Source organism: Flavobacterium humi, from assembly GCF_004745595.1.
In the GTDB taxonomy this organism is placed as follows: domain Bacteria; phylum Bacteroidota; class Bacteroidia; order Flavobacteriales; family Flavobacteriaceae; genus Flavobacterium; species Flavobacterium humi.
This window is the reverse complement of sequence record NZ_SRLH01000004.1, coordinates 112044-134869: the sequence shown is the minus strand read 5'-3', so window position 1 is coordinate 134869 and position 22826 is coordinate 112044. Positions and strand designations below refer to the sequence as shown.

The window sequence follows — 22826 nt, the reverse complement described above, 5'->3', positions numbered from 1 at the left end:
CATGGACATTTTAGTACATCCTACTTATTTCCCGTCAATAAGCCATTTTGCGGCGATGGCAAAAGCTGATTCGGTTACTTTTGAAATGGAAGACAATTTCCAGAAACAAACCAACCGGAACAGGATGTATATTTACAGCCCAAACGGCATCCAACTATTGAATATTCCTATCAAGCATTCCAAAGAGTTGCATCAGAAAACAAAAGATGTACGCCTGGAGACTGCTTTTGACTGGCAGAAACAGCATTTCAAATCATTGGAGGCCGCCTATAGGACTTCTCCTTTTTTTGAATATTACGAAGATACTATTGCGCCTATCTTTACCAAAAAGCATACTTTTTTGATGGATTTGAATTTTGAAACCATAGAAGTGGTATCCAAATGCCTCGGTTTCAAATTTGAAGGTCAGAAAACAATGGAATATTTCCATGAAGTTCCAGGTTTCAAGGACTTCCGCCACTTGGCCAACGGCAAAAAAGACACTCATGTATTTGAACCTTACACGCAGGTTTTTGAAGAAAAACACGGTTACCTGAATAATCTCAGCATCCTTGACCTGTTGTTTAACGAGGGGCGTTTTGCCCTGGATTACCTCAAGAATCAAAGCCTTTAATTCCTTTTTCGTTTTAATGTAAAGAATTCGTTTGCACAGCAGTGGCCGCGTTAGGGATAGCAGTGGAAATCCTGGTATTGCGGAAGGCTCCGCCGTACGCAATGGCAGATTGCAACGAATAGCCCGCCCGGAGTTTACGGAGGGAACGCCCTGATTATTATTCGATAGCCAATCTGGTCATGACCGGCAAATGGTCTGAATTGACGAAATCCGGGAAATTGGTAAAGCTTTTGACCCTCATGTTATTGCCGGCAAAAATATAATCGATGCGCGCCGGGTAATACCTGAAATTATAAGTTTGTCCAAAACCTTTTCCGGCCTGTTCGAAACAATCCTGGAGATCGCCCTTGATGCCTCGGTATACATAGGAAAAGGCGCTGTTGTTCATGTCTCCGCAAATAACCAACGGGTATTTACAGCCTTTTTTATGGTCCATGATGATCTCTGCCTGCTGCTGTTGCTTTTTGAATGCTTCGCTGATCCTTTTGAAAATCTGTTGTGATTTTTGCTGGTTGATTCCTTCTACGTTCTCGGATATTTCACTGACATCCGGCGAAATCTTGATCGATTGCAAGTGGATGTTATACACCCGCACAAGGTCTTTCCCGATTTTGATATCTGCAAAAATCGCATCGTTATTGGATTTTGGGAACTCTATTTTGCCTTCATTGACAATCGGGAATTTCGAGAATATGGCATTCCCGGTTTTTATTTTATCGCCTTTCATAAAAATCGCCCGGTAGGGGTATATTTTCAGGTCGATTTTGGCCGAAGCCGAAGTGGAATATTCTTGTATGCAAAGGATATCAGGGTTATTCTCGTTTACAAAATGCAGGATGTCTTCCGCAACGTTATCTCTTGGTATCCAATTAAATAGATTCAATAAACGAACATTATAACTCATGACGATAAAATCCTTATCGGAGGTTTCAATGTTTTTGGAAGAGAATTTATAAAATTTGTTGATAAAAGTAATCCCCAAAAGAAGCACTAGTCCCGAAAGGATCATCTGCCGCTTGAACTGGATGAACCAATACATGAAAAACAGGGCGTTGAGTATTAAAAACAAAGGCAAAATAAGTGTCAATACCGATAAAAACGGAAACCACGTAGGTGCCAGGAATGGCAAAACATACGCAAGGAAAGTTAATACAGTAAGTACTATATTACAGAAAAAGGCGAGCTTATTAAACCAGGAAAGGTTCTTCATTATTCTTTACTTTACTGAATATCAGTACAAATTAATGATATTTTGGCAAAAATTAAAACATTACTTACCGGCTTTGAAAAGGAATTCCTTCTCATCTGCCGTCAGGCTGTCGTAACCGGACTTGCTTATCTTGTCCAAAATTTCGTCAATTTGTTGCTGGGTTTTGTCTTTTGTTACAATTTTACCAGTAGTTTTCGCAGGTTTAGCCGATTTGGGGTTTCGGTGTACTTTTGTGAAAGGGGTAGATTTCCGGGGAGAAAATAATGTGGCAAACCAATCCAATATCGCGTTGAATCCGCTGGACAGGTCTGTTCCGTTTTGCAATGCTTTAGTATAAATGAAGCCAAATAGCGCTCCGCCAAGGTGCGACAAATGCCCTCCGGTATTCTCTAATGGCAACTGGATCAGATCGAGTGCCAGGAACACCAGGGCAATATGCCAGAGTTTGACATTCCCGATAAGGGCCAGCCTCAGGTTCATATGGGGTTGGTAGGTTACCGTAGCTATCAGGACCGCCATTACCGATGCAGAAGCGCCAACCAGCAATGTATTCTGATTGGCCAAAGCCGGCAAAAAAAGGTAACTGGCGATGTAAACGATTCCTGCTACCACACCTCCCAAAACATACAATCCCAACAATTGCTTTTGCGTGAAAAACGTAGTGAACAATTTTCCTGAAAAATTGAGCATCAGCATGTTAAAAAGAATATGAAAGAAATTGGCATGGAAAAACGAATAGGAAATAATCGTCCAGGGCTTTTGGAGCAAATCGGAAGGATCGTTGGTAAGCCCGATAAAATCGTAATACGAAATATGGATGTTAAACAATTTCAGTAAAGAAAAAAATACTTCCGGAATAGCAAACAAGAGGACGTTCCAAAAAATCAATTTGGTCGTCATATCCCCTATTCTGTATTGCAATTTTAAATCGTTAAGTATGTCCATCTTACATTATATTGAATTAATTCCAGCGCTTGTGGTTGAATTTACTGTTTTTCCAATACAGCATGAGCAACAATCCTGTTAATGCTCCTCCAATATGCGCAAAATGAGCTACACCGGTACTGAATCCAAACATAGAACTTCCGAAGATACCAAAAAAACCATCATACAGGAACATATAAATGGGTACGAAATATTTGGCTTTGAGTGGTATCGGGATAAAAAGCAGCGACAATTCAGCATCCGGGAACATGAAAGCAAAGGCAATCAGCAATCCGTAAATAGCGCCCGAAGCACCTAATGCAGGTGTTAAAAAGTCAGGTAGTGCCTGGGTTAAGGCATTAAATTGTTCCTGAGTACAATGCGCATTTTCCAGCATTGTTTTGACAGGCCCTGCTACCATCTGCCCATTATCATCAAATAATTGCCCCATATTGGCGTTGAGTACCGTAATCATCTCTTCCTTGGATAAATTCAGCCCTGAAATATTGTCCAGGATAGCATGGATTTGATAGTAATTTACACCGGTGTGTATTAAAAAAGCACCAATACCGCAGGATAAGTAAAAAAACAAAAACCTCTTCCAGCCCCAAAAATGTTCCAGGATAGACCCGAAGGAAACCAAAGCAAACATATTGAAAGCAAGATGAGCGATTCCTCCGTGCATAAACATATGCGTGATAGGCTGCCAGAACCTGAAGTTATCATTTTCAAAATAATACAGGGCCAAGTAATGCTCTGCCTCGGGAACTGCCCAGCTTCCGAGGAAAAATAAAATATTAATGATAAGCAACTGCTTAACCGTCGGAGTCATATTATTCATCATATACTGAATTTTTTATCCAAATCTTCCACACTCAACGTAATGAAAGTAGGTTTATTAAAAGGCGAAACCGAATTTTCTTTGCAGGCAAACAGGCTGTTGACCATATTTTCCTGTTCTTTTTCGGTAAGGTACGTTCCGGTTTTTACAGCCAAGCTCCTTGCCATAGATTTTGCCATACTGTCCATCTGGCTGAAACTGCTGTCGGGGATTTCGTCCTGCAAATCAGAGATCAATTGTTCCAAAACGATGGGAACCTCGCTCTCGGTAATGGCCACAGGCACACCGGAAATCACTACCGAATCCAGGTTCAAAGCTTCAAATATAAAACCTGTGCTTTCCAAGGATGGCTTCAATTCCTTCAATATGGCCATTTCATTCCCGGAAAAATACAGGGTCAGCGGGAACAGCAATTGTTGGCTGCTGGCCTGGTGTACTGTAATATTGGTCAGGAATTGCTCATACAAAATACGCTGATGGGCCCTTTGCTGGTCAATAATCAGCATTCCTGATTTAATAGGGCTGACAATATATTTTTTATGGATTTGATAGGTTGATGTAGGGGCTTTTTCCACTTCATGATCAGAGAACAAAGAACTCGTTACCGCTTCTGATTCAAAATGCATTTCCTCCGGCTCAAAATTCTCTTTCAGGCCTACATACAGGCTTTCCCATTGTGGCTGGGCTTCTTTTTTCGGCTTAAAGCCAAAAGACGAGCCTGTTGCCGTTTTTTTCTCTTCCTGGAACGGATTGAAATTACTGTCGATTTGTATGGTTGGCGTTTCGGCTTCTTTATTTTGGTAGCTATACGGGGTATCAAGGTTAAAATCCCTTTCGAAATCCAGGATTGGTGCCACATTGAACTGGCCTAAACTATGTTTGGTCGCAGAACGTAAAATCGCATACAAAGCATGTTCGTCATCAAACTTGATTTCGGTTTTTGTGGGATGGATATTGATATCGATCGTATGGGTAGGCACCGTCAGGTATAAGAAATAGCTGGGTTGCAGGCCGTCACGCAGCAAACCTTCATAGGCAGACATTACCGCATGGTGCAGGTAGGAACTTTTGATGAACCTGTCGTTTACAAAAAAGAATTGCTCGCCGCGGTTTTTCTTGGCAAATTCAGGCTTCCCTACAAAACCCTGAATAGACAGGATTTCGGTAGATTCCTGGATGGGCACGAGTTTTTCATTGGTTTTACCAGAAAAAATATTGACAATCCGCTGGCGTAAATTCGACTGGGGCAAATTGAATAATTCGCTTCCGTTATGGTACAAGGTAAAATGAATGTTGCTGTGCGCCAAGGCAACACGCTGGAATTCATCAATAATATGGCGCAATTCGACCACATCCGATTTTAAGAAATTACGGCGTGCCGGAATATTAAAAAACAGGTTCTTGACCGAAAAAGAAGTTCCTTTAGGCAAAACAGAAGGTTCCTGTGCCATAAATTTACTTCCTTCAATGATAATATGGGTGCCCAGTTCTTCCTGGTCCTGCCTGGTTTTCAATTCTACGTGGGCTATGGCTGCAATAGAAGCCAATGCTTCTCCCCGGAAACCTTTGGTATGCAGGTCAAATAAATCTTCCGCTTTACGGATTTTGGAAGTCGCGTGGCGTTCGAAACACAAACGTGCATCGGTTACACTCATTCCTTTTCCGTTATCGATAACCTGGACAAGGGTTTTCCCGGCTTCCTTACAAATCAGTTTAATGTCACTGGCTCCCGCATCGATGGCATTTTCCAATAGTTCTTTGACTACTGAAGCCGGGCGTTGTACAACTTCTCCTGCGGCAATTTGATTCGCAACGTGATCAGGAAGTAATTGGATTATACTTGACATTAATTTATTTTGTGGTTAACTTGTTATTCTTCTGACTGGTCGGATTAGCAGACCAGAGTTCACAAATTTAAGGAAAAGGTTTTGGTTTTAATAGCCAAGATATTCTTAAAATAAAAAAATACTACTACAAAAAGAGCCGCCCTGATTTTGGACGGCTCTTTCTTTTCTTAATCGATCAAAAAAAATAATTAATCGTTGATTTTTACATTTACTGTTTGGTCGATTACTGCTCTTCCCTGACTGGCACTATAAAATTTCAATGTTAGTGTTTCAGTCCCTTCCGGCATGGCATCGGCTATTGTTTCGATATCCAGTGTCGCTGTCGTTTCGTCCGGGTCTATGACAAAAAAGTATCCGTTCCCTCCAAAAAATCCGCCGCCGGCATCTTCCATGGTATCCAGGTCGAATAGGAAATCATCCTCGTCTGTAGCGGTACCTCCGGCTACTTCAATCCTGATGTGGGTTTCCGCCGGAATAGCATAACTTAATTTAAAATCCAGGGTAATCGGATCGCCTTCGGTCACCGTGATGTCTTTTTGATCTATCGTCACAGTAGGTTTACCGGTACGTTGCAGTAGGTCGTCTTCCTTCTCACAAGAGAATAACAATAACCCGCATAAGGACAGTGCCGTTAATTTTCCTATGTTTTTTATATAATTGTCCATTTTTCTTTGTTTTTGATTAGACTTTTAATGTCTGTGAATTAATTATCCCAAAATACAGGGCTGGTAAAAGCATCCGCAGCTGTTTGGTTAGGCACGTTATTGGTGTTCCCCGAATATTCGGAAGCCGGGTACAACAATCGGATAGGCCTTGTCGCGCTGTTTGTGGTCAAAGGCAATGGCATTCCGGAAGGGAATCCTGTCCTGGTCAGTTCAATCCATGATTCGATACCATTGATACAGTTATTGGCAATCCATTTTTGGGTGATAATGGCTTCGATTTTATTGGCAGAACCAGTCCATCCAACGGTATTGACACCCTGGCTCAAAGTAATATAATTAGCGGCTTCCGTAGGAGTTGATCCCAATATTGCAAATGAAGCATTGATACCGTTTTCAAATAAAGCCTGCGCATTGCCCGCAAGATAGCCTCTTTGCGCCGCTTCTGCCTGAAGAAATAAGCTTTCGGCAGATTGCATGATGATCATATCCTGATTGGAACCTTTAATGATTGCCGGCCCTAAACGGGAAGGCCTTCCTGTGCTAGCTCCCTGCGCAACTCCTGTAATGGTTGTTGATCCCGCAGTTCTCGAAGTATAAAGACGTAACCTTCTCGGATCAACCACACTTCTTCCAGGAAGTAAACCACGTAAAAAATCAGCAGTGAATTTTGACGGCCCTACCAAATTGTTTGTAGATGTGGCATCTCCCTGCGGATCCCTTCCATACGTTGCATAAAAAGGATTCTGTTTCCCATCCGAATTCAGGTATCCCGGATTTATTGTCACGTCTTCATTGGCCGCTAAAAATTGTGCTCCCGAATTTTGAAGATTGGCAAACTGCTGTGTCAGGTAGGTTTGCGTATCGGCATCGGCTAATTGCGACTGTCTCAAAAGGATACGGAGTTTCAGGGTATTGGCAAAACGTTTCCATTTCGGCATATCGCCATGCATCATAACATCAAAGGCAACTACAGAACGTACAGTGGTATCATCGGTATTGTCTATCAAATTGATGGCATCATCCAATTGTGTGATCAATAATCGGTACGTTGCCTTATCGTCATCGTATTTAGGAAAAAGGAAATCAGTGCTGTTGTGGATTTGAGTATACGGTAAATCGCCATACAAATCAACAAGATACTGAAAATAAAAGCTTTTCATAATCTTGGCAATCGCTCTATGATGGTCCCAATTTTGCCCGTCCTGGTATTTTTCGATATGGGAAAAATTAGAGGTCCTTTGGTACAGGTTATCCCAAATATCATCGTAAAAAGTAGTGGTGACATTGTATTTGAACTCATTGATAAAAGGACTGGTAAAATCAGTCGCATTTGCAGACCAGCTCACGGACATCAGGTTCCCAAGTTGGTTCATCCTTGTCCCGAAGGTAGTTGCCGTAGTGGTTTGTGCCCCTGGCAGGATGTTGTCGGGAGTCAATTCTGAGACTTCCGGGCTATTCGGGTCTTTGTTAACATCAATATAATCTTCACAGGACACAAAGAACGTTGCGATTATAGAGAATATCGTTATTTTTCGTATTGCTTTTTTCATTTTGTACATTTTTAGAAGGCAAGATTAATACTGAAAGTATAGAATTTCGTTGGTGGCGTAAAGCTATAACCCGCTATTCCGTTACCTGTTTCAGGATCGTTATAATTCCTGTTGGCTTTTGGCAATACGGTCAGCAAATTCCTGCCGCTGATTCCCACATTAAAGCGGCTTAAACCCACTCTTGAAATGATGTTTTTGGACAATTCGTAATTCAAGGCTACCTCACGAAGTTTGAACGCGCTGGCATCCATAACGAAATTCTCATCAAAATAACCGTAATTATCCGTTACATAACTTTGAAAATCAGCATAGGAACCGTCTCCTCCGGTAGTTTGTGTCGTATTTGTTACCCCTGAACCTTCAATAGTAGAATTCGGGAAAATAAAAGGCTGCCTTCCTCCTTCGGCAGATTCTATAGATCTTCCCTGTCCGTTAAGCTGTTCCGCCACACCCGAATAGAAAACATGGCCTGTCCTGTAATCCGCTACAGCACTTAAAGTTATGTTTTTATATTTGAATTCTGTCGAAAAGTTTAAAATATAGTCCGGTGTCGTTTTGCCTAAAATTTGCAATTGAGAGCTTTTTATCGGGTCACCATTAGAATCCAGCACCACTCTTCCCTGATCGTCCCTTGTATAGGCATATCCTCTGATTAAAGGAAACTCTTGTCCTTCTACAGCATAAATACCAGGCGTCCCGGATCCTACGATATCAGAATCATCCGTCACTTTTACAACAGTTGTTTTGAATGTGGAATACGAAACCCTTCCGCTCCATTCTATATTGTCCGTTTTAAAAGGCGTAAAACCTAAGTCTACTTCAAACGCTCGTGATTTGGTTTCCCCTACATTGATCAGCGCATCCCCCAACCCTGTTGTACTGGATACTGTTGTATTTAGCAACTGGTTTTCATTTCTGGAAATGGTGGCAGCCGCATCAAGTGTAATCCTCGGTACTCTTCTGTTCAGGAATTCCAGGTTGACATTAAATTCCGCAGATTTCACAAATTCGTTTTCGATATCCTTATCTACTTTGGAAGTGTTCAGTATGAATGAATTTAACGGTGTCAGGAAATACGGATAGCCCGGAGCTTTTATTCCCGTATTGTTCAAGGCGTGCGGTGCCAAAGCACTTGCATTTCCTACTTTTACGTAACTGGCCGAAAGTTTTGCCTTGTGCAGCACATTTCCTTTCAACCCTTCAAAAGCTTTGGTCGGGATGAATGCTATACCCGCCGAAGGGTAGAAAAAGCTCGTATTTTTCCTGTTGATGGTTTTTAAAGCCGAATTCCAATCGTTTCTGCCCGTAAGGTTTAAGAATAAATATTCATTGTAACCTAAATCAACCTGCCCGAAAATACCGGCTGTCCTTTGTCTTGATTTAAATTCAGACGGATTCTGGACATTGGAGATATTATCCAAATCGTAATAATCGGCAAGGCTTAAATCACGTCCTGAAGAACCTACCGAATTGAATTTATCATCAGTGGCGTTTAAACCCAAATTCGATTTGAAGGTTATTTTTTCCGTTAAATCGTAATTGAAATTCACCAGGAAATCAGTATAGATCACCCTTCTGTTTGAATTGGCCTGACTGTAAAAAGAACGGATTTTCCTATCGGTACCCGTCAACTGGAGCAAATCGATGTATTCGTTGGTAAAGGAAGTAGTATTGCCGGAAGTATTCCTTACAGAGCTCCTTAATACAAAATCAATATTCTTGTTTAACGAATACTGTGCCTCACCCATAAATTCGTTGATATTATTTTCGATATCCGTCCTGTCGTTTTTCAATTTCCAGTACGGGCTGTCATCATACAATGTCCAGTGGTCGCCATTATTACCCGAATTGAACATTTGAACAGGGATATTACCGGCCGTATTGGCAAGCGTCTGGTATGTATTCCCGTTTACCCTTGATGTTTTATCGTTTGAATACCTGGCTATCCCTGACAGCATGAACTTCCCTACTTTTTTTCCGCCGCTTAAGTTGAAAAAGTTTTTTGTTTTTACATCGGAAGGGATAACTCCTTTGAAATCCTGCCGGTTTAAATTCAAGGAAATATATCCGGTATCGACATTGCCTGCCGCAATTGTAGCACTGTTCTGCAGGTTGATGCCTGTATCGAAGAAAGGCTTGATATTGTCTTCAATATGTTCGTAAGCGCCAAAACGCCAGTCTGTTGCCGTTGGATACGGAATACCGACAACCTGCGTTGACCCGTCATATTCCGGCCCCCAGGAACCTTGATCTGTCCAGTCGAAATCCCCTTGCCATCCCTGGCCGTACCTGTTTTGGGTTTCCGGAAGGTACGCTATGGATTCGGTTGTAACCGATGACGTAACGTCAACAGTCATTTTTTCTGACTTTGTTCCTTTTTTGGTGGTCACAATGATGACACCTGTAGCCCCTCTTTCTCCATATAATGCGGCACCATTGGCCCCTTTGATCACATTTATGGATTCGATGACGTTAGGGTCAATGGAAGAAAGAACAGAAGCGCTCGAGACAATGTTATCAATAACAACCAATGCCTCGTTGTTTCCCGAAATTGATTTCGCCCCTCTTAAAACGATACTCACGCCGGGGTTCAATCCGGTTGAAGTGGTGCTCACCTGAAGTCCTGAAACCTTTCCTGCCAAACTCTGAATGGCGCTGGGATTGCTGGCCTGGGTCAGTTCCCTTGTTTTGACTACCTGGTTGGAAGTGGTGATTTCGTCCGGTTTCCGTTTGATACCCAACGCGGTGGTAACGGTCACTTCGCCTAACTGCAGGGCATCTTCGGTCAATTTGACATTCATGTTTGCCGATGCACTTACTTCTTTGGTTTGCATACCCATAAAACTAAATACGAGTATTTCGCCCTGCGCAGCCTGGATTTTGAATTTACCGTCAAAGTCTGTTTGCACGCCTCTTGTGGTGCCTTTGACGACTACATTAACTCCTGGTAACGGGAGCCCTTTTTGATCTGTAACAACACCTGAAGCGTTCCTCTCCTGTGCCAGTACCAATTGTGATATTAATGCTAAAAACAGCACTAAAAATCGATTAAACGTTAATTTCATAGGATAATTTTATTTGTTTTAACACAAATATGAGAATATTTTTATTTTATTACTAATAAAAATCTTACAATTATTTTTGTGAAATCAAATTATCCCAATAAAAAACGGTCCCTTATTCCTAAAATTTAGTTTAGAAATAAGAGACCGCGCGTAAATTGTCCTGGCTTTATATTTTATTTTTCAAGCCGCTTTTTGCCTTCTTCAATTTGGTACTGATGTTCCGATAATAATTTTTGGGTATCAAAATGGAAACGACTGTTGGCCTGTTGCCTTAAAAAAGCCATTTTTATGGCCGCAATGGCAGCTTCAGTGCCTTTGTTCCCGTGGATTCCTCCACTTCTGTCAATAGACTGCTGTTCGGTATTATCTGTCAGCAGGCAAAAGATAGTAGGGACATCGGAGAGGACATTTAAATCCTTGATTCCCTGGGTCACACCTTCACAAACAAATTCGAAATGCATCGTTTCCCCTTTGATCACGCAACCGATGGTAATGACACAATCCACATTTTGTGTTTCTATCATTTTTTTGGCCCCGTAAATCAATTCAAAACTTCCCGGTACATTCCAGCGGATAATGTTCTCAGGTGCCGCTCCACAATCCAATAAGGCGAATTCCGCCCCTCGGAATAACCCTTCGGTAATTTTATCGTTCCATTCAGAAACAACAATCCCAAACCGAAAATCTTTCGCGCTTGGGATTGCATTTTTATCGTAATCTGATAAGTTTTTATTTGCTGTAGCCATAATTTAAATAGGAATTTGAATTACGAATTTAAACATTTAAAATCCTTAATCCTAATTCTCTAATTCAAATTATTATTGGGCTAAACCTATTAAAGCCTCAATGTTCTGAGCTTCAGGAGCCGTACTGAAATTATCTTTAATATCAGTAAAGTATTTCAAAGCGTCTGCTTTTTTGTTTAAAGTCAAAGCGGTTTGCCCTGCTTTTAATAAGAAACGCGGTGTTGTCATTCCATTTTTGTTGCTTTCAGCAGCTTTTACGTAAAACTCCAATGCCTGCTCCGGTTTTTTCAATTCGGCATATGCATCTCCTGTAGCTCCAATGGCAATAGCATTGGCAAAAGCATCATCTGATTTGAATTTTGCCAAATGATCGATCGCTTTCTGGAATTGTTTTGTATTAAGGAAAGACATTCCTGCATAGTATTCTGCCAGGTTACCGGCATCCGTACCGGAATGAGATTCGATTATATCAAGGAAACCTTGTTTGCCTTCTCCACCATTCAAAGCCAGGTTGTATAAAGAATCGTTAGCCACGGTTCCCTCAACAGCTTGTTTGAAATATTGCTGTGCCTGGAACATATCGCTTGCCGCTTCGTTTTCCTTTGGCCCGGAAACAAATTTGCTATACAATAAATAGCCTGCAACAACCAAAGCTATACCACCAACTACTGAAAGGATGATATTTTGGTTTTTTGCAATAAACTCTTCGGTACGTGAAGCCGTTTCGTCAAGGGTGTTAAATACGGTAGCCGTAGTACTGTCCTTCTCATTAACATTGATATCTTGTTCCAGATCTTCAACATTTTCTAACTTCTCGCCTTCAGGTTTTGGAGCTTTATACCCTCTTTTATTATAAGTTGCCATTTATATTTAAATTAGTGAGGTGCAAAAATAAAATTTTTATTGAAAAACAAAACAAGTTTTCACTATATTTTTAATAATTTGCGGCCACAATAGAAATATCCGTTTACATATTGCCGTAAACACTCAATCACCAGTATTTTATGTACTTAAAAAAAATCTCATTATTTAATTTCAAAAACTTCAGCGAAGCTAATTTTGAGTTTGAACATAAAATAAACTGCTTTGTCGGCAAAAACGGCATTGGCAAGACCAATGTACTGGATGCCATTTACCATTTGGCCTTTGGCAAAAGCTACTTCAACACCCTTGCCGTACAGAACATTAAGCACGGTACCGATTTTTTTGTCATTGACGGGGAATTCGAGAAACAGGGCCGGACGGAAAGCATCCTCTGCAGCCTGAAAAAAGGACAAAAGAAAATCCTGAAACGCAATGGGAAAATATACGAGAAGTTTTCGGACCATTTAGGGTTCATACCTTTGGTTATTATCTCGCCAACCGATGCCGACCTGATACGGGAAGGCAGCGAAACCCGGAGAAAATTCATAGACAGCGTCATTTCGCAGCTCGACAGCCAGTATTTACAGGAACTGATACAGTACCAAAAAGTGCTGGGCCAGCGCAACGCCTTGCTGAAATATTTTGCGGTCAACCGTGTTTTTGAAACCGGTACACTGGAAATTTACAACGAACAACTGAATGTTTTCGGGCATAACATATATACGAAAAGAAAGGAATTCCTGAATGATTTCATTCCGATCTTCAATGCTTTTTACCAAAACATCTCCAATTCTTCCGAAACGGTCCAACTGGAATACGAAAGCCAGTTAAGCCAGCAGGACCTGTTATCGCTTTTGCAGGAAAACATCAATAAAGACAGGGCTTTGCAGTACACAAGCGTTGGTATCCATAAAGATGATTTATCTTTCAATATAGGACATCATCCCATTAAGAAATTTGGTTCGCAGGGCCAGCAGAAATCCTTTTTGATCGCCCTGAAACTGGCCCAGTTCGAATTCGTAAAAAAACAGAGCGGCGAAAAACCCATCTTGCTTTTTGACGATATTTTTGACAAACTCGACGAAACGCGGGTCGAAAAAATCGTGGCTATGGTCAACAATGATGATTTCGGGCAGTTATTTATTTCGGATACGCATTCGGAAAGAACCGAAAATATCGTAAAATCAACGCATCAGAGTTATAAAATATTTAATCTTTAATTCTTACTTTAGCTATAAAATTCAGCATCATGAAAACATTTATCCTACAATTCTTCTCTCTTTGCCTTTTATTTGCGAGCTGTCAGGGACAAAACGCTGAAACCGTGCAAACCATTGAAGCCAAAGACTTTGCCGAAAAATTGAAATCTTCGGACCATCCGCAATTGTTGGATGTCAGGACTCCTGAGGAATATACTGCCGAACATATTGAAAATGCCGCGAATGTAAATTGGAATGGAGATGATTTTGCAGCAAAAGCGGAAAAATACGACAAAACCAAACCCGTTTTCGTATACTGCAAAGTAGGAGGACGAAGCGCGCAGGCAGCCCATAAACTGCAAGAATTGGGTTTTACAAAAGTGTACAACCTTGACGGCGGCATTATGAAATGGAATGCGTCAGGATTATCTGCCCCAAGTGATAAAATTATCGGGATGTGTTCCCAGGAATTTGATGAATTGCTCCAATCGGACAAAAAGATAATGATTGATTTTTATGCCGAATGGTGTGCCCCATGCAAAAAAATGACGCCTTACATTACTAAAATGCAGGAAGACCTGAAAGGCAAAATGACCATTGTCCGGCTAGATGCCGATAAAAACAAAACTTTGGTTAACAGCCTGAAATTAGACGGTTTGCCTGTCATTATCATGTATGAAAACGGAAAAGAAACCTGGAGGAATACCGGTTATATTTCGGAAGAAGACCTAAAAAAACATTTGTAGCATGATTTCTAAAGAAGCTATTCAGTTTATTGACGACCTAAAAGCCAATAACAATACCGAATGGATGCACGCCAACAAGAAGCGGTACGAAAATTACAAGAAAGAGTACCACAAGTTCATTGCTTCGGTTTTGGATGAAATGAAACCCCTTGATCCTTCATTAGAGTTATTGGAAGTCAAAAATTGCACGTTCCGCATTAACCGGGACATTCGTTTTTCAAAAGACAAATCGCCGTACAAAACCAATATGGGTGTTTGGCTGACCACCAATAAAAACAGGAAAAACAGCCCCGGCTATTACATCCATTTTGAAAAAGGGAGCTCGTTTATTGCCGGCGGTGTCTGGTGCCCGGAAGCAGAAGAGCTGAAAAAAATACGAAAGGAAATTGCTTTTTTTTATGACGACCTGGAAAGAATTGCAACTGATCCTGCCTTCCAAAAAGAATTCGGGGAGATTGACCGGGAAGAAAACAACGTATTGAAAAAGGCACCGAAAGGTTACGAACCGGATCATCCGGCTATCGAATTCCTGAAATTAAAAAGTTTCACCTGTTCCCGAAAAATTGATGACAAATTATTTTCAGACAAGGATTTCTCCAAAAAAATTGCCCAAAAACTAATCCTGATCAAGCCGCTCAACGAGTTTTTGAACCGTGCTTTGGAAACAGAAGACTAAATATTAAATTTTTAAATGCTGATAGTTACATGCAGATCCAAAATCATTTTTCCTTAAAAAAATACAACACTTTTGGCATCGAAGCCAAGGCCCGGAAATTTGTAGCCGTCCATTCCATTGCAGATTTGGAAACTGTTTTGGAAGAGAACCCGAACGAGAAGAAATTCATCCTGGGCGGCGGAAGCAATATGCTCCTTACACAAGATGTAGACGCGCTGGTCGTACATATCGACCTGAAAGGAAAAAAAATCCTGAAAGAAGACGATGATTTTGTCTGGGTGGAAGGCCAGGCCGGCGAAAACTGGCATGAATTTGTGCTTTGGACCATTGACAAGGATTTCGGCGGATTGGAAAACATGTCGCTCATTCCCGGGAACGTAGGCACTACGCCTGTTCAGAACATAGGGGCGTACGGAACCGAGATAAAAGACACTTTTATTTCCTGCGACGCCATGAATATCGCTTCACGCGAAATGAAGACCTTTACCAAAGAAGAATGCCGTTTCGGGTACCGCGAAAGCATCTTCAAACACGAAGCCAAAGACCAGTACATCATCACTTCTGTTATTTTCAAACTGACAAAAAAGAACCATAAAATCAATATTTCCTACGGTGATATTGCCAAAGAACTGGAAAACAAAGGCATTTCAAACCCGGCATTAAAGGATGTGAGCAATGCGGTAATTGCCATCCGCCAAAGCAAATTGCCAGACCCTAAAGAATTGGGAAACAGCGGAAGTTTTTTCAAAAACCCAATCATTTCCAGGACATTGTTCAACCAGGTAAAAGAGAAATTCCCAGAAATAAAGCATTATGACGTTTCTGAAACGGAAGTCAAAGTCCCGGCTGGCTGGCTCATTGAACAGGCTGGTTTCAAGGGAAAACGTTTTGGCGATGCCGGAATCCATAAAAACCAGGCGTTGGTCCTTGTCAATTACGGCAACGCGACGGGCCAGGAAATCCTGAATGTTTCGAAAGATATCCAGAAAACCATTTTTGAAAAATACGGAATCGCGATTGAAGCGGAAGTAAATGTGATTTAATATTAAAATAAAGACATGAAAAAAAACATTTCCATTCTAATCCTATTGCTATTTTGGTCATTGACAAGTTTTTCCCAGAGTTTTAACAGACGCATATTTGATTATCCTGCATTGGAAAAGGCGTATATAAAATGCGATGATTCTATTTTAAATGAACTCAACAAGGTAATAATTTCGTTGCAGGAAAACAATAGCGCAAAAGCGGTAATGCAATCCAAAGAATTGTTTGAAAAGAACCAAAAATGCCCGGAAGCCTTTGGTATTTATGGCCTTTCTCTTTTCAGGAGTGGAAAATTATTGGACGGCCTGAATATTATTGAAAGTGGGATTGATATGTTTGGCAGTGTTCCTGAATTGATAAAAGGGCGGTACCAGCTAAGCCTTGAGTTATACCAAAATGGGATTGGCAAAAAAAACATAGATGGAAACAGCATTTACCTCTCTCAAAATGAAAAACTAAAATTTGATGACACTCAATTTAAAGAAGAAAATCTAAAATCCGCTTTAGCAGATTTAGAATATCTTACACATAAATTCCCGGACAGTAATGAGGAATTATTCATTATTGCCAAAATCCATCAGCTAAAGGGAGCTTTCGAAAAATCGAACCAGGCATTTGAAAAACTTTCAGCTCTGGACGAATTTAATGATGAAGCAACATTCAATATTGCTACTAATTATGTTCAGCTCAAAAAATACGATGAAGCTGAAAAATATTTAATGAAGTTATTATCAAAATATCCCAAAGAACCTCAAATCCTCAACAAGTTGTCCGAACTTTATGAACTTTCAGGCAACAAAATAAAGCAGGATGAATTTAACAAAAAGGCAATTTTTAATAATCATGTTCCTTATTTTTCAAATATTGAATATAACGACAAGAATTTTGAGGTAGTGACTTTCTTCAGTTCTGAACAAAATGATGCAAAAGCAAAATTATCGAAATTGGATAAAATCCAAAAATCCGAAAGTGAAGATTATACAATTGATATTTGTTTGACTATATTAAAAATCCATACAAATCATGGCAATGGAGTTGAAGAAAAAGCCACTGAGATCTTAGCTAAAATAGGAAAACCGGCCTTGGAAAAAACACATAAACTTTTCAACACGGACGTATCAACTTGCACGATTACAAACCTTTCTGAAATTATGTCAAAAGTAAAAGATGAAAGCTCCTGGCAGATATTGGTAGAATACCTACCCAAAATTGCCCATATGCCAATGACTATGATGCCACCCAATGTCCCTGAAGAAATTATACGATTCAATGAAGAAAAAGGCGCAAAAGAAGTCCTAAAAGTGGTAAAGAAACTACTCAATAAAGAAAACACCGACAGTGAAGACCCTATGGCGCAGTTGGCTGGCTTTAGCGATTATATTTATTATTCTCCTTTAAAAAAGATTAGCAAACAAAAATTGAAGAAGTATACTGCTGAATTAAATTTTACGGAAGAAGAGATAAAAAAGTTAAACGAGAAACTCAACTAATAAACGAAAGTTTAGAACTACAATTTTTGCCGATATGTACATCCCTGAAATCTACAAAAACGAAAACCGCGAAGAAATACAGCATTTCATCCACGAAAACGGTTTTGCTATTTTGATCAATCAAACCGACGGAAGGCCTTGTGCCACGCATATTCCTTTGATTTTGGATCAAAACCCGAACGGACGGGATATTTTGGTAGGGCATATTTCGAAAGAAAACCCGCAGGGAAAAAGCCTTGCGGCAAATACGGAAGTCCTGGCTGTTTTTTCCGGGCCGCATTCCTACATATCGTCTTCCTGGTACGATCATGAAAATGTCCCGACCTGGAATTACCTTGCGGTACACGCCTACGGGAAGATCTCTATTTTAACCCCTGAAGAAACAATACTTTCGCTCAAAAAATTAGTGGACAAGTACGAGAAAAATTCTGAAAAACCAATCCGGGTGGAAGATTTGTCCGCAAAAACCATGATGCAGGCCCGCGGCATTATCGCTTTTGAAATTGAAATCACTTCACTCGAAGCGATAAAAAAACTATCCCAAAACCGGGATGCGAAAAACTACCAAAACATCATTGCCAAATTGGAAAATTCAGACGATCATAACGCGAAGCAAATTGCCCTGGAGATGAAAAAAAACAAATAATATACGAATTTATAATTACAAATTATCAATTGTACATTGTCAATTAATAACTACATTTGCTCCATTATTTTTTACTGGTTTTATGGAGCAATTTTTACTCGTTTTACTTTACATTTTTTCCGCGATTACCCTCATCCAAGTGGTGTACTATGGCCTTATTTTTGGTAAATTTTCATTTCTGAAACCACAGGCAAGCACCCCGAAACACCTTTCCGTTTCTGTAATCGTATGCGCTAAAAATGAAGAAGAAAACGTAAAAAAATTCATTCCACTCCTGGCCGACCAGAATTATTCCAATTTTGAAATCATCCTGATTGACGACGCTTCAAGGGATGAAACACTGGAAGTTTTTGAAGAATTCGAAAAAAAATACGCCAATGTAAAACTGGTAAAAGTAGAAAACAACGAAGCCTTTTGGGGCAATAAAAAATTCGCCCTGACACTTGGGATCAAAGCCGCTACCAAGGAATACCTCCTTTTTATCGATGCCGATTGTTACCCGAATTCCAGGGAATGGATTTCTGAAATGACATCCCATTTCACCTTGCATAAAACCATTGTTTTAGGATATGGAGCTTACGAAAAAGAACCTGGTTTCCTGAACAAAATCATCCGTTTTGAAACTTTACTGACTGCAACGCAGTATTTTTCGTGGGCAAGATTGGGCAAACCGTATATGGGAGTCGGGCGGAATTTAGCCTACAAAAAAGAAGAATTTTTCAATGCAAACGGCTTTGTACACCACATGAAAATCCGTTCGGGAGACGATGATTTATTTATCAACGAAACCGCTACCAAGGAAAAAACCGCTATCGCTTACAATGAGGAAAGTTTTACCTATTCGAAGGCCAAAACAACTTTCGGGAGCTGGTTTATGCAGAAGCGCCGCCATGCTTCCACTGCAAAGCATTATAAATCCTTTGACAAGACACAATTGGGACTATTCTATGTTTCCCAATTCTTATTTTTAGTATTGCCTATTATATTATTGCTATTCCAATTTGAATGGATCATTGTCCTGGCGCTGATTTTCTTCCGATACCTGATCAGTTGGATGTCGTTAGGATTTTCTGCAGGCAAACTAAAAGAAAAAGATGTAATGTATTGGTATCCAATTATCGAAATAATACTTATATTCACACAATTAAATGTGTTTTTTAGGAATATTTTCTCAAAACCAGTCACTTGGAAATAAAAAATCAAATAGAAAAAGCAAAATTAGGCGATCAGGTTGCTTTTACTTTTCTTCTCGATAAATATTGGAATGAAGTATACGGCTTTATGCTGCAACGTACTGAAAATGAAACAGATGCAGAAGACATTACCATTGAAACCTTCTCAAAGGCTTTTGACAAAATAGCTACTTACAATCCTGAATTTCAATTCAATACCTGGCTTATCGCTATTGCCAAAAATGTACATATTGATTTGCTCCGGAAAAAGAAATCTTCGCTTTTTATCGATATTACAGACGAAGAAGACCATATTGCCTACAATGTTGCCGATTCCTCTCCTTCTGCAGAAGACAAATTGATTACGGAACAAAATTTATCACGTTTGCTTCAGTTTATCAAAGAATTGAAACCGGCTTACCAGGAAGTAATCCAAATGCGTTATTTCCAGGAAATGAGTTACCAGGAAATTGCCGACGAAGTCAACGAACCACTCAACAACGTAAAGATCAAATTGTTACGGGCAAAAAAATTATTAGCCGAGATCATTACCCGATCTTAAATCTTTCTTTTACCATCATTTCGAATTACGCAAAATGCAATCTTTTTATTAATATTTTGTTTTATTTCCTGATTTAACAAAATTTTGGCACGGTTTTTTCTTCCTATTCTTTATAGCTATAGAAAATTATTAATTATAAACCGAAAAATTATGTCAAAGTTAAACATTAACAAAAACGAATGGCTGGAGCTGGTTTTTGAAGGAAAAAACAAAGAATACGGTGCGTACAAATTACGCCAGGAAGATGGTAAAACCACAATGAAGGCTTTCTTTAGCGCATTGGCCCTAATGGCCGGGCTTGCTGCATTGCCGATGATCTTAAGCTCATTCGACAAACCCAAAGTAGTAGAACCCATTGATCCCGACTGTGTATTAAGGACGGTTGATGTAAAATTTCAGCCTAATATAAAACAGCCTAAATCTCAAACAGCAGTCGCGAATACGGCACCAAAAGCGCCGGTACAATTTGCCACTCCTGTAGTAGTAAAACGAGAAGATGCCACACCAACGGAAATCCCTACAAATGCAGATTTGCCAACAACTCCTTCCACCAATACCAGTACTACAGGAACGGGAACGGAAACTGGCGGGAATACTGGAGGAACAGTAACTGATCCTGGGCCTGAAGTAGATCCTACGGCAATCTTGCCATCAGTTGGCCTGGAAAGAAACCCGAATTTCCCTGGAGGAATAGCCGAATTCTTAAGAATCGTAGGCAACAAATTTGAAGCACCTTCTATTGATGAAGAAAAAACAGTAAAAGTTATCGTTTATTTTGTAGTAGAAAGAGACGGAAGCCTTACCAACATTACTGTTCCAAGAAGCCCTGGATATGGTTTGGATAAAGAAGCCATACGGGTTTTAAAATCGATTAAAACCAAATGGGAACCGGGAATTTACAAAGGAAAACCGGTAAGGACTTCTTATTCACTACCGATAGTTGTTAAAATGCAGTAAGTTAGCAACCCAAATAAAAAAGGTGTTTGAATTTATCAAACACCTTTTTTTTATGATTTCAATCCGTTGTTATTCAGACCAATAAACCAAATTAACGATGATCACTCCATTAGCGTTTACCAAACTATCGGAAAGTGTTACTTCTTCAGAAGAAGTTCCGCTCCAGTAGCCATCATAAGAATCAAATCGGTAAGTTCCCGGAAGCAAATTCTCAAAACAATTCCCTTCCTGGTTTGTTGGATAAATATATTCTCCGGTAGTCATATTTTGAGCATAAAAACCACGCAAATCGGAACCCGGAACCGGATTACCTAAATAATCAACAGTCTGTATACAAACATTATACCGCTTAACCGCTTGTTTTATCCATTCGATTTTAGCAATAACCTGGCCCGCTTTATCGTTCTGTGAAGCCAAAACATCCCGAACCTGAGGAACAAGGGAAAGCGCTCCATCGTTATTGTTATTGTTCAAAGCCTCCACGATTTGGTTGGTATAATACATCAATTCGTCATTCAGGCTTACCAAGTCAAATGTCAGCACGTCAATTTCCTGAGTTGAAAAAGGAACAGCAGAAGCATTCTTGGCCAAATCCATAAAATAAAGCACATCATCTGAATTGTTTTGTACCGATGCTACCTGAGCGTACATTTTATCATTAAAAAGTTCCGCATTGGGAGTTCCAAGTATCGTAATCTCTTTTACCAGCTGATTTACAGCTTTACCGGCCGTTACCCCATTCTGTTGGATTGTCACGGCAGATTGGATACCGGAATTAAGGTGTTGTTCTGTGGTAGATTGTGCAAAAACGTTTCCAACGGCAAAAAAAGCCAATGCAAAAACGTAAAAAATAGTTTTTTTCATAATTGAAATTTATAGGTTAATATTCCTACAAATTTAATTGAATTTTTCTATTTCCCTACGACAGCTCATTTATTAAATCATTAAATCCCGCAAATGATTTTCTTATAATTTAATCCCCGGAATCATTTTTGATAATATAAAAGTAACTAACCTTGGCGCATCTGGATTTGGCCCGGGGCAGAACGTCAAAATATTCATAAAACTCAAATCAATAATCTTTTAATCATCAATCTTTCTTTATCTTTGCATTGCAAAAACAGCATTTTTATGGAAACTGTTACAGAATCAAATATACTTCCTACAGGAAAACCAAAATGGCTGAAGGTAAAACTTCCCATTGGTCAAAAATATACCGAATTGCGCGGCTTGGTCGACAAGTACAAATTAAACACGATCTGTACTTCCGGAAGCTGCCCGAATATGGGAGAATGTTGGGGTGAAGGGACAGCAACTTTTATGATTCTTGGAAATGTATGCACCCGTTCCTGCGGCTTTTGCGGTGTCAAAACCGGCCGCCCGGAAACCGTAGATTGGGACGAACCAGAGAAAGTGGCGCGCTCTATCAAGCTTATGAATATCAAACATGCGGTGATTACCAGTGTTGACAGGGATGATTTGAAAGATATGGGATCGATTATCTGGATCGAAACCGTCAAAGCCATCCGAAGAATGAATCCTGAAACCACGCTTGAAACATTAATTCCTGATTTCCAGGGCTCTGAAAGAAACCTAGACCGTATCGTCGCTGCAAATCCTGAAGTTGTTTCCCACAATATGGAAACAGTGCGCAGGCTGACCCGTGAAGTCCGGATCCAGGCAAAATACGACCGAAGCCTTGAAGTGCTACGTTACTTAAAACAACAAGGCATCCGCAGGACAAAATCCGGGATCATGCTCGGATTGGGAGAACTGGAAGAAGAAGTAATCCAAACCATGCAAGACCTTCGCGATGCAAATGTAGATATCGTGACTATCGGTCAATATTTGCAGCCGAGCAAGAAACATTTGCCCGTAAAGGAATACATCACCCCTGAACAATTCGAAAAATACGAAAAAATAGGGAAAGAAATGGGCTTCCGCCATGTAGAAAGCGGTGCTTTGGTCCGTTCTTCATACCATGCGCAAAAGCATATTTTATAATTTTC

At 40.1% G+C, this 22826-nt stretch carries 21 protein-coding genes; 11 read left to right on the top strand and 10 right to left on the bottom strand.

The genetic code is table 11. The annotated features are described in order from the left end of the window. Position 1: 1 nt before the first annotated feature. Entirely contained in the window at positions 2-613 is a 612-nt protein-coding gene (locus E4635_RS08210) for a WbqC family protein (RefSeq protein WP_135526157.1), read from the top strand. A 157-nt stretch (positions 614-770) separates the two neighbouring features. Here the strand turns inward: E4635_RS08210 and E4635_RS08205 are convergent, their stop codons facing one another. The 9 genes from E4635_RS08205 to E4635_RS08165 form a co-directional block, all read right to left on the bottom strand. Continuing rightward, positions 771-1823 carry an endonuclease/exonuclease/phosphatase family protein gene (locus E4635_RS08205; protein ID WP_135526156.1) on the bottom strand — a complete coding sequence of 351 codons (1053 nt, stop codon included), beginning with the start codon at positions 1821-1823 and terminating at the stop codon, positions 771-773. Between the two features lie 60 nt (positions 1824-1883). Then, positions 1884-2768 carry a rhomboid family intramembrane serine protease gene (locus tag E4635_RS08200; protein WP_135526155.1) on the bottom strand — a complete coding sequence of 295 codons (885 nt, stop codon included), beginning with the start codon at positions 2766-2768 and terminating at the stop codon, positions 1884-1886. Between the two features lie 16 nt (positions 2769-2784). Further along, the gene (locus E4635_RS08195) at positions 2785-3588 is read right to left on the bottom strand and encodes a rhomboid family intramembrane serine protease (RefSeq protein WP_135526461.1); all 804 of its coding nucleotides are present in this window, start codon (positions 3586-3588) and stop codon (positions 2785-2787) included. Then, the gene (mutL, locus tag E4635_RS08190; RefSeq protein ID WP_135526154.1) at positions 3588-5435 is read right to left on the bottom strand and encodes a DNA mismatch repair endonuclease MutL; all 1848 of its coding nucleotides are present in this window, start codon (positions 5433-5435) and stop codon (positions 3588-3590) included. The genes E4635_RS08195 and mutL overlap by 1 nt, the downstream gene beginning before the upstream one ends. Before the next feature lie 188 nt (positions 5436-5623). Beyond that, complete coding sequence (locus E4635_RS08185) at positions 5624-6100, bottom strand: hypothetical protein (protein ID WP_135526153.1); 477 nt, start codon at positions 6098-6100, stop codon at positions 5624-5626. Between the two features lie 38 nt (positions 6101-6138). Next, complete coding sequence (locus E4635_RS08180; RefSeq protein WP_169630224.1) at positions 6139-7650, bottom strand: SusD/RagB family nutrient-binding outer membrane lipoprotein; 1512 nt, start codon at positions 7648-7650, stop codon at positions 6139-6141. 11 nt (positions 7651-7661) lie between these two features. Next, positions 7662-10715 (bottom strand): SusC/RagA family TonB-linked outer membrane protein, encoded by a 3054-nt coding sequence (locus E4635_RS08175; RefSeq protein WP_135526151.1) that lies wholly within the window; start codon positions 10713-10715, stop codon positions 7662-7664. A 173-nt stretch (positions 10716-10888) separates the two neighbouring features. Further along, positions 10889-11461 carry a 6,7-dimethyl-8-ribityllumazine synthase gene (gene ribH, locus E4635_RS08170; RefSeq protein WP_135526150.1) on the bottom strand — a complete coding sequence of 191 codons (573 nt, stop codon included), beginning with the start codon at positions 11459-11461 and terminating at the stop codon, positions 10889-10891. Between the two features lie 72 nt (positions 11462-11533). After that, positions 11534-12325: a tetratricopeptide repeat protein gene (locus E4635_RS08165; RefSeq protein ID WP_135526149.1), complete on the bottom strand. Its 792-nt coding sequence runs from the start codon at positions 12323-12325 to the stop codon at positions 11534-11536. A gap of 140 nt (positions 12326-12465) precedes the next feature. Between E4635_RS08165 and recF the strand changes: the two genes are divergently transcribed. The 9 genes from recF to E4635_RS08120 all read left to right on the top strand — a co-directional run bounded on the left by recF (position 12466) and on the right by E4635_RS08120 (position 20817). Continuing rightward, on the top strand, positions 12466-13545 hold the full coding sequence (gene recF / locus E4635_RS08160; RefSeq protein ID WP_135526148.1) for a DNA replication/repair protein RecF: 1080 nt from the start codon (positions 12466-12468) through the stop codon (positions 13543-13545). A gap of 29 nt (positions 13546-13574) precedes the next feature. Continuing rightward, entirely contained in the window at positions 13575-14270 is a 696-nt protein-coding gene (locus tag E4635_RS08155) for a rhodanese-like domain-containing protein (protein ID WP_135526147.1), read from the top strand. Between the two features lies 1 nt (position 14271). Beyond that, a complete protein-coding gene (locus tag E4635_RS08150; RefSeq protein ID WP_135526146.1) occupies positions 14272-14946 on the top strand; it encodes a DUF2461 domain-containing protein in 675 nt (224 codons plus the stop codon). Between the two features lie 29 nt (positions 14947-14975). Beyond that, positions 14976-15989, top strand: a complete 1014-nt coding sequence (murB, locus tag E4635_RS08145) for a UDP-N-acetylmuramate dehydrogenase (RefSeq protein ID WP_135526145.1) — start codon at positions 14976-14978, stop codon at positions 15987-15989. 297 nt (positions 15990-16286) lie between these two features. Beyond that, on the top strand, positions 16287-17480 hold the full coding sequence (locus tag E4635_RS08140; protein ID WP_169630223.1) for a tetratricopeptide repeat protein: 1194 nt from the start codon (positions 16287-16289) through the stop codon (positions 17478-17480). 34 nt (positions 17481-17514) lie between these two features. Next, a complete protein-coding gene (locus E4635_RS08135) occupies positions 17515-18126 on the top strand; it encodes an FMN-binding negative transcriptional regulator (RefSeq protein ID WP_135526143.1) in 612 nt (203 codons plus the stop codon). A gap of 82 nt (positions 18127-18208) precedes the next feature. Further along, positions 18209-19321, top strand: a complete 1113-nt coding sequence (locus tag E4635_RS08130; RefSeq protein ID WP_135526142.1) for a glycosyltransferase — start codon at positions 18209-18211, stop codon at positions 19319-19321. Further along, positions 19312-19860: an RNA polymerase sigma factor gene (locus E4635_RS08125; protein ID WP_135526141.1), complete on the top strand. Its 549-nt coding sequence runs from the start codon at positions 19312-19314 to the stop codon at positions 19858-19860. Before E4635_RS08130 ends, E4635_RS08125 begins: the two co-directional genes overlap by 10 nt. A 150-nt stretch (positions 19861-20010) precedes the next feature. Then, positions 20011-20817, top strand: coding sequence for an energy transducer TonB (locus tag E4635_RS08120; protein ID WP_135526140.1), 807 nt, complete (start codon positions 20011-20013; stop codon positions 20815-20817). Between the two features lie 69 nt (positions 20818-20886). On the opposite strand, the gene E4635_RS08115 is transcribed toward E4635_RS08120, so the two are convergent. After that, positions 20887-21681, bottom strand: coding sequence for a hypothetical protein (locus E4635_RS08115; protein WP_135526139.1), 795 nt, complete (start codon positions 21679-21681; stop codon positions 20887-20889). A gap of 267 nt (positions 21682-21948) precedes the next feature. Here E4635_RS08115 and lipA point away from each other — a divergent pair, with 267 nt between their 5' ends. Continuing rightward, the gene (lipA, locus tag E4635_RS08110; protein WP_135526138.1) at positions 21949-22821 is read left to right on the top strand and encodes a lipoyl synthase; all 873 of its coding nucleotides are present in this window, start codon (positions 21949-21951) and stop codon (positions 22819-22821) included. Positions 22822-22826 lie beyond the last annotated feature (5 nt).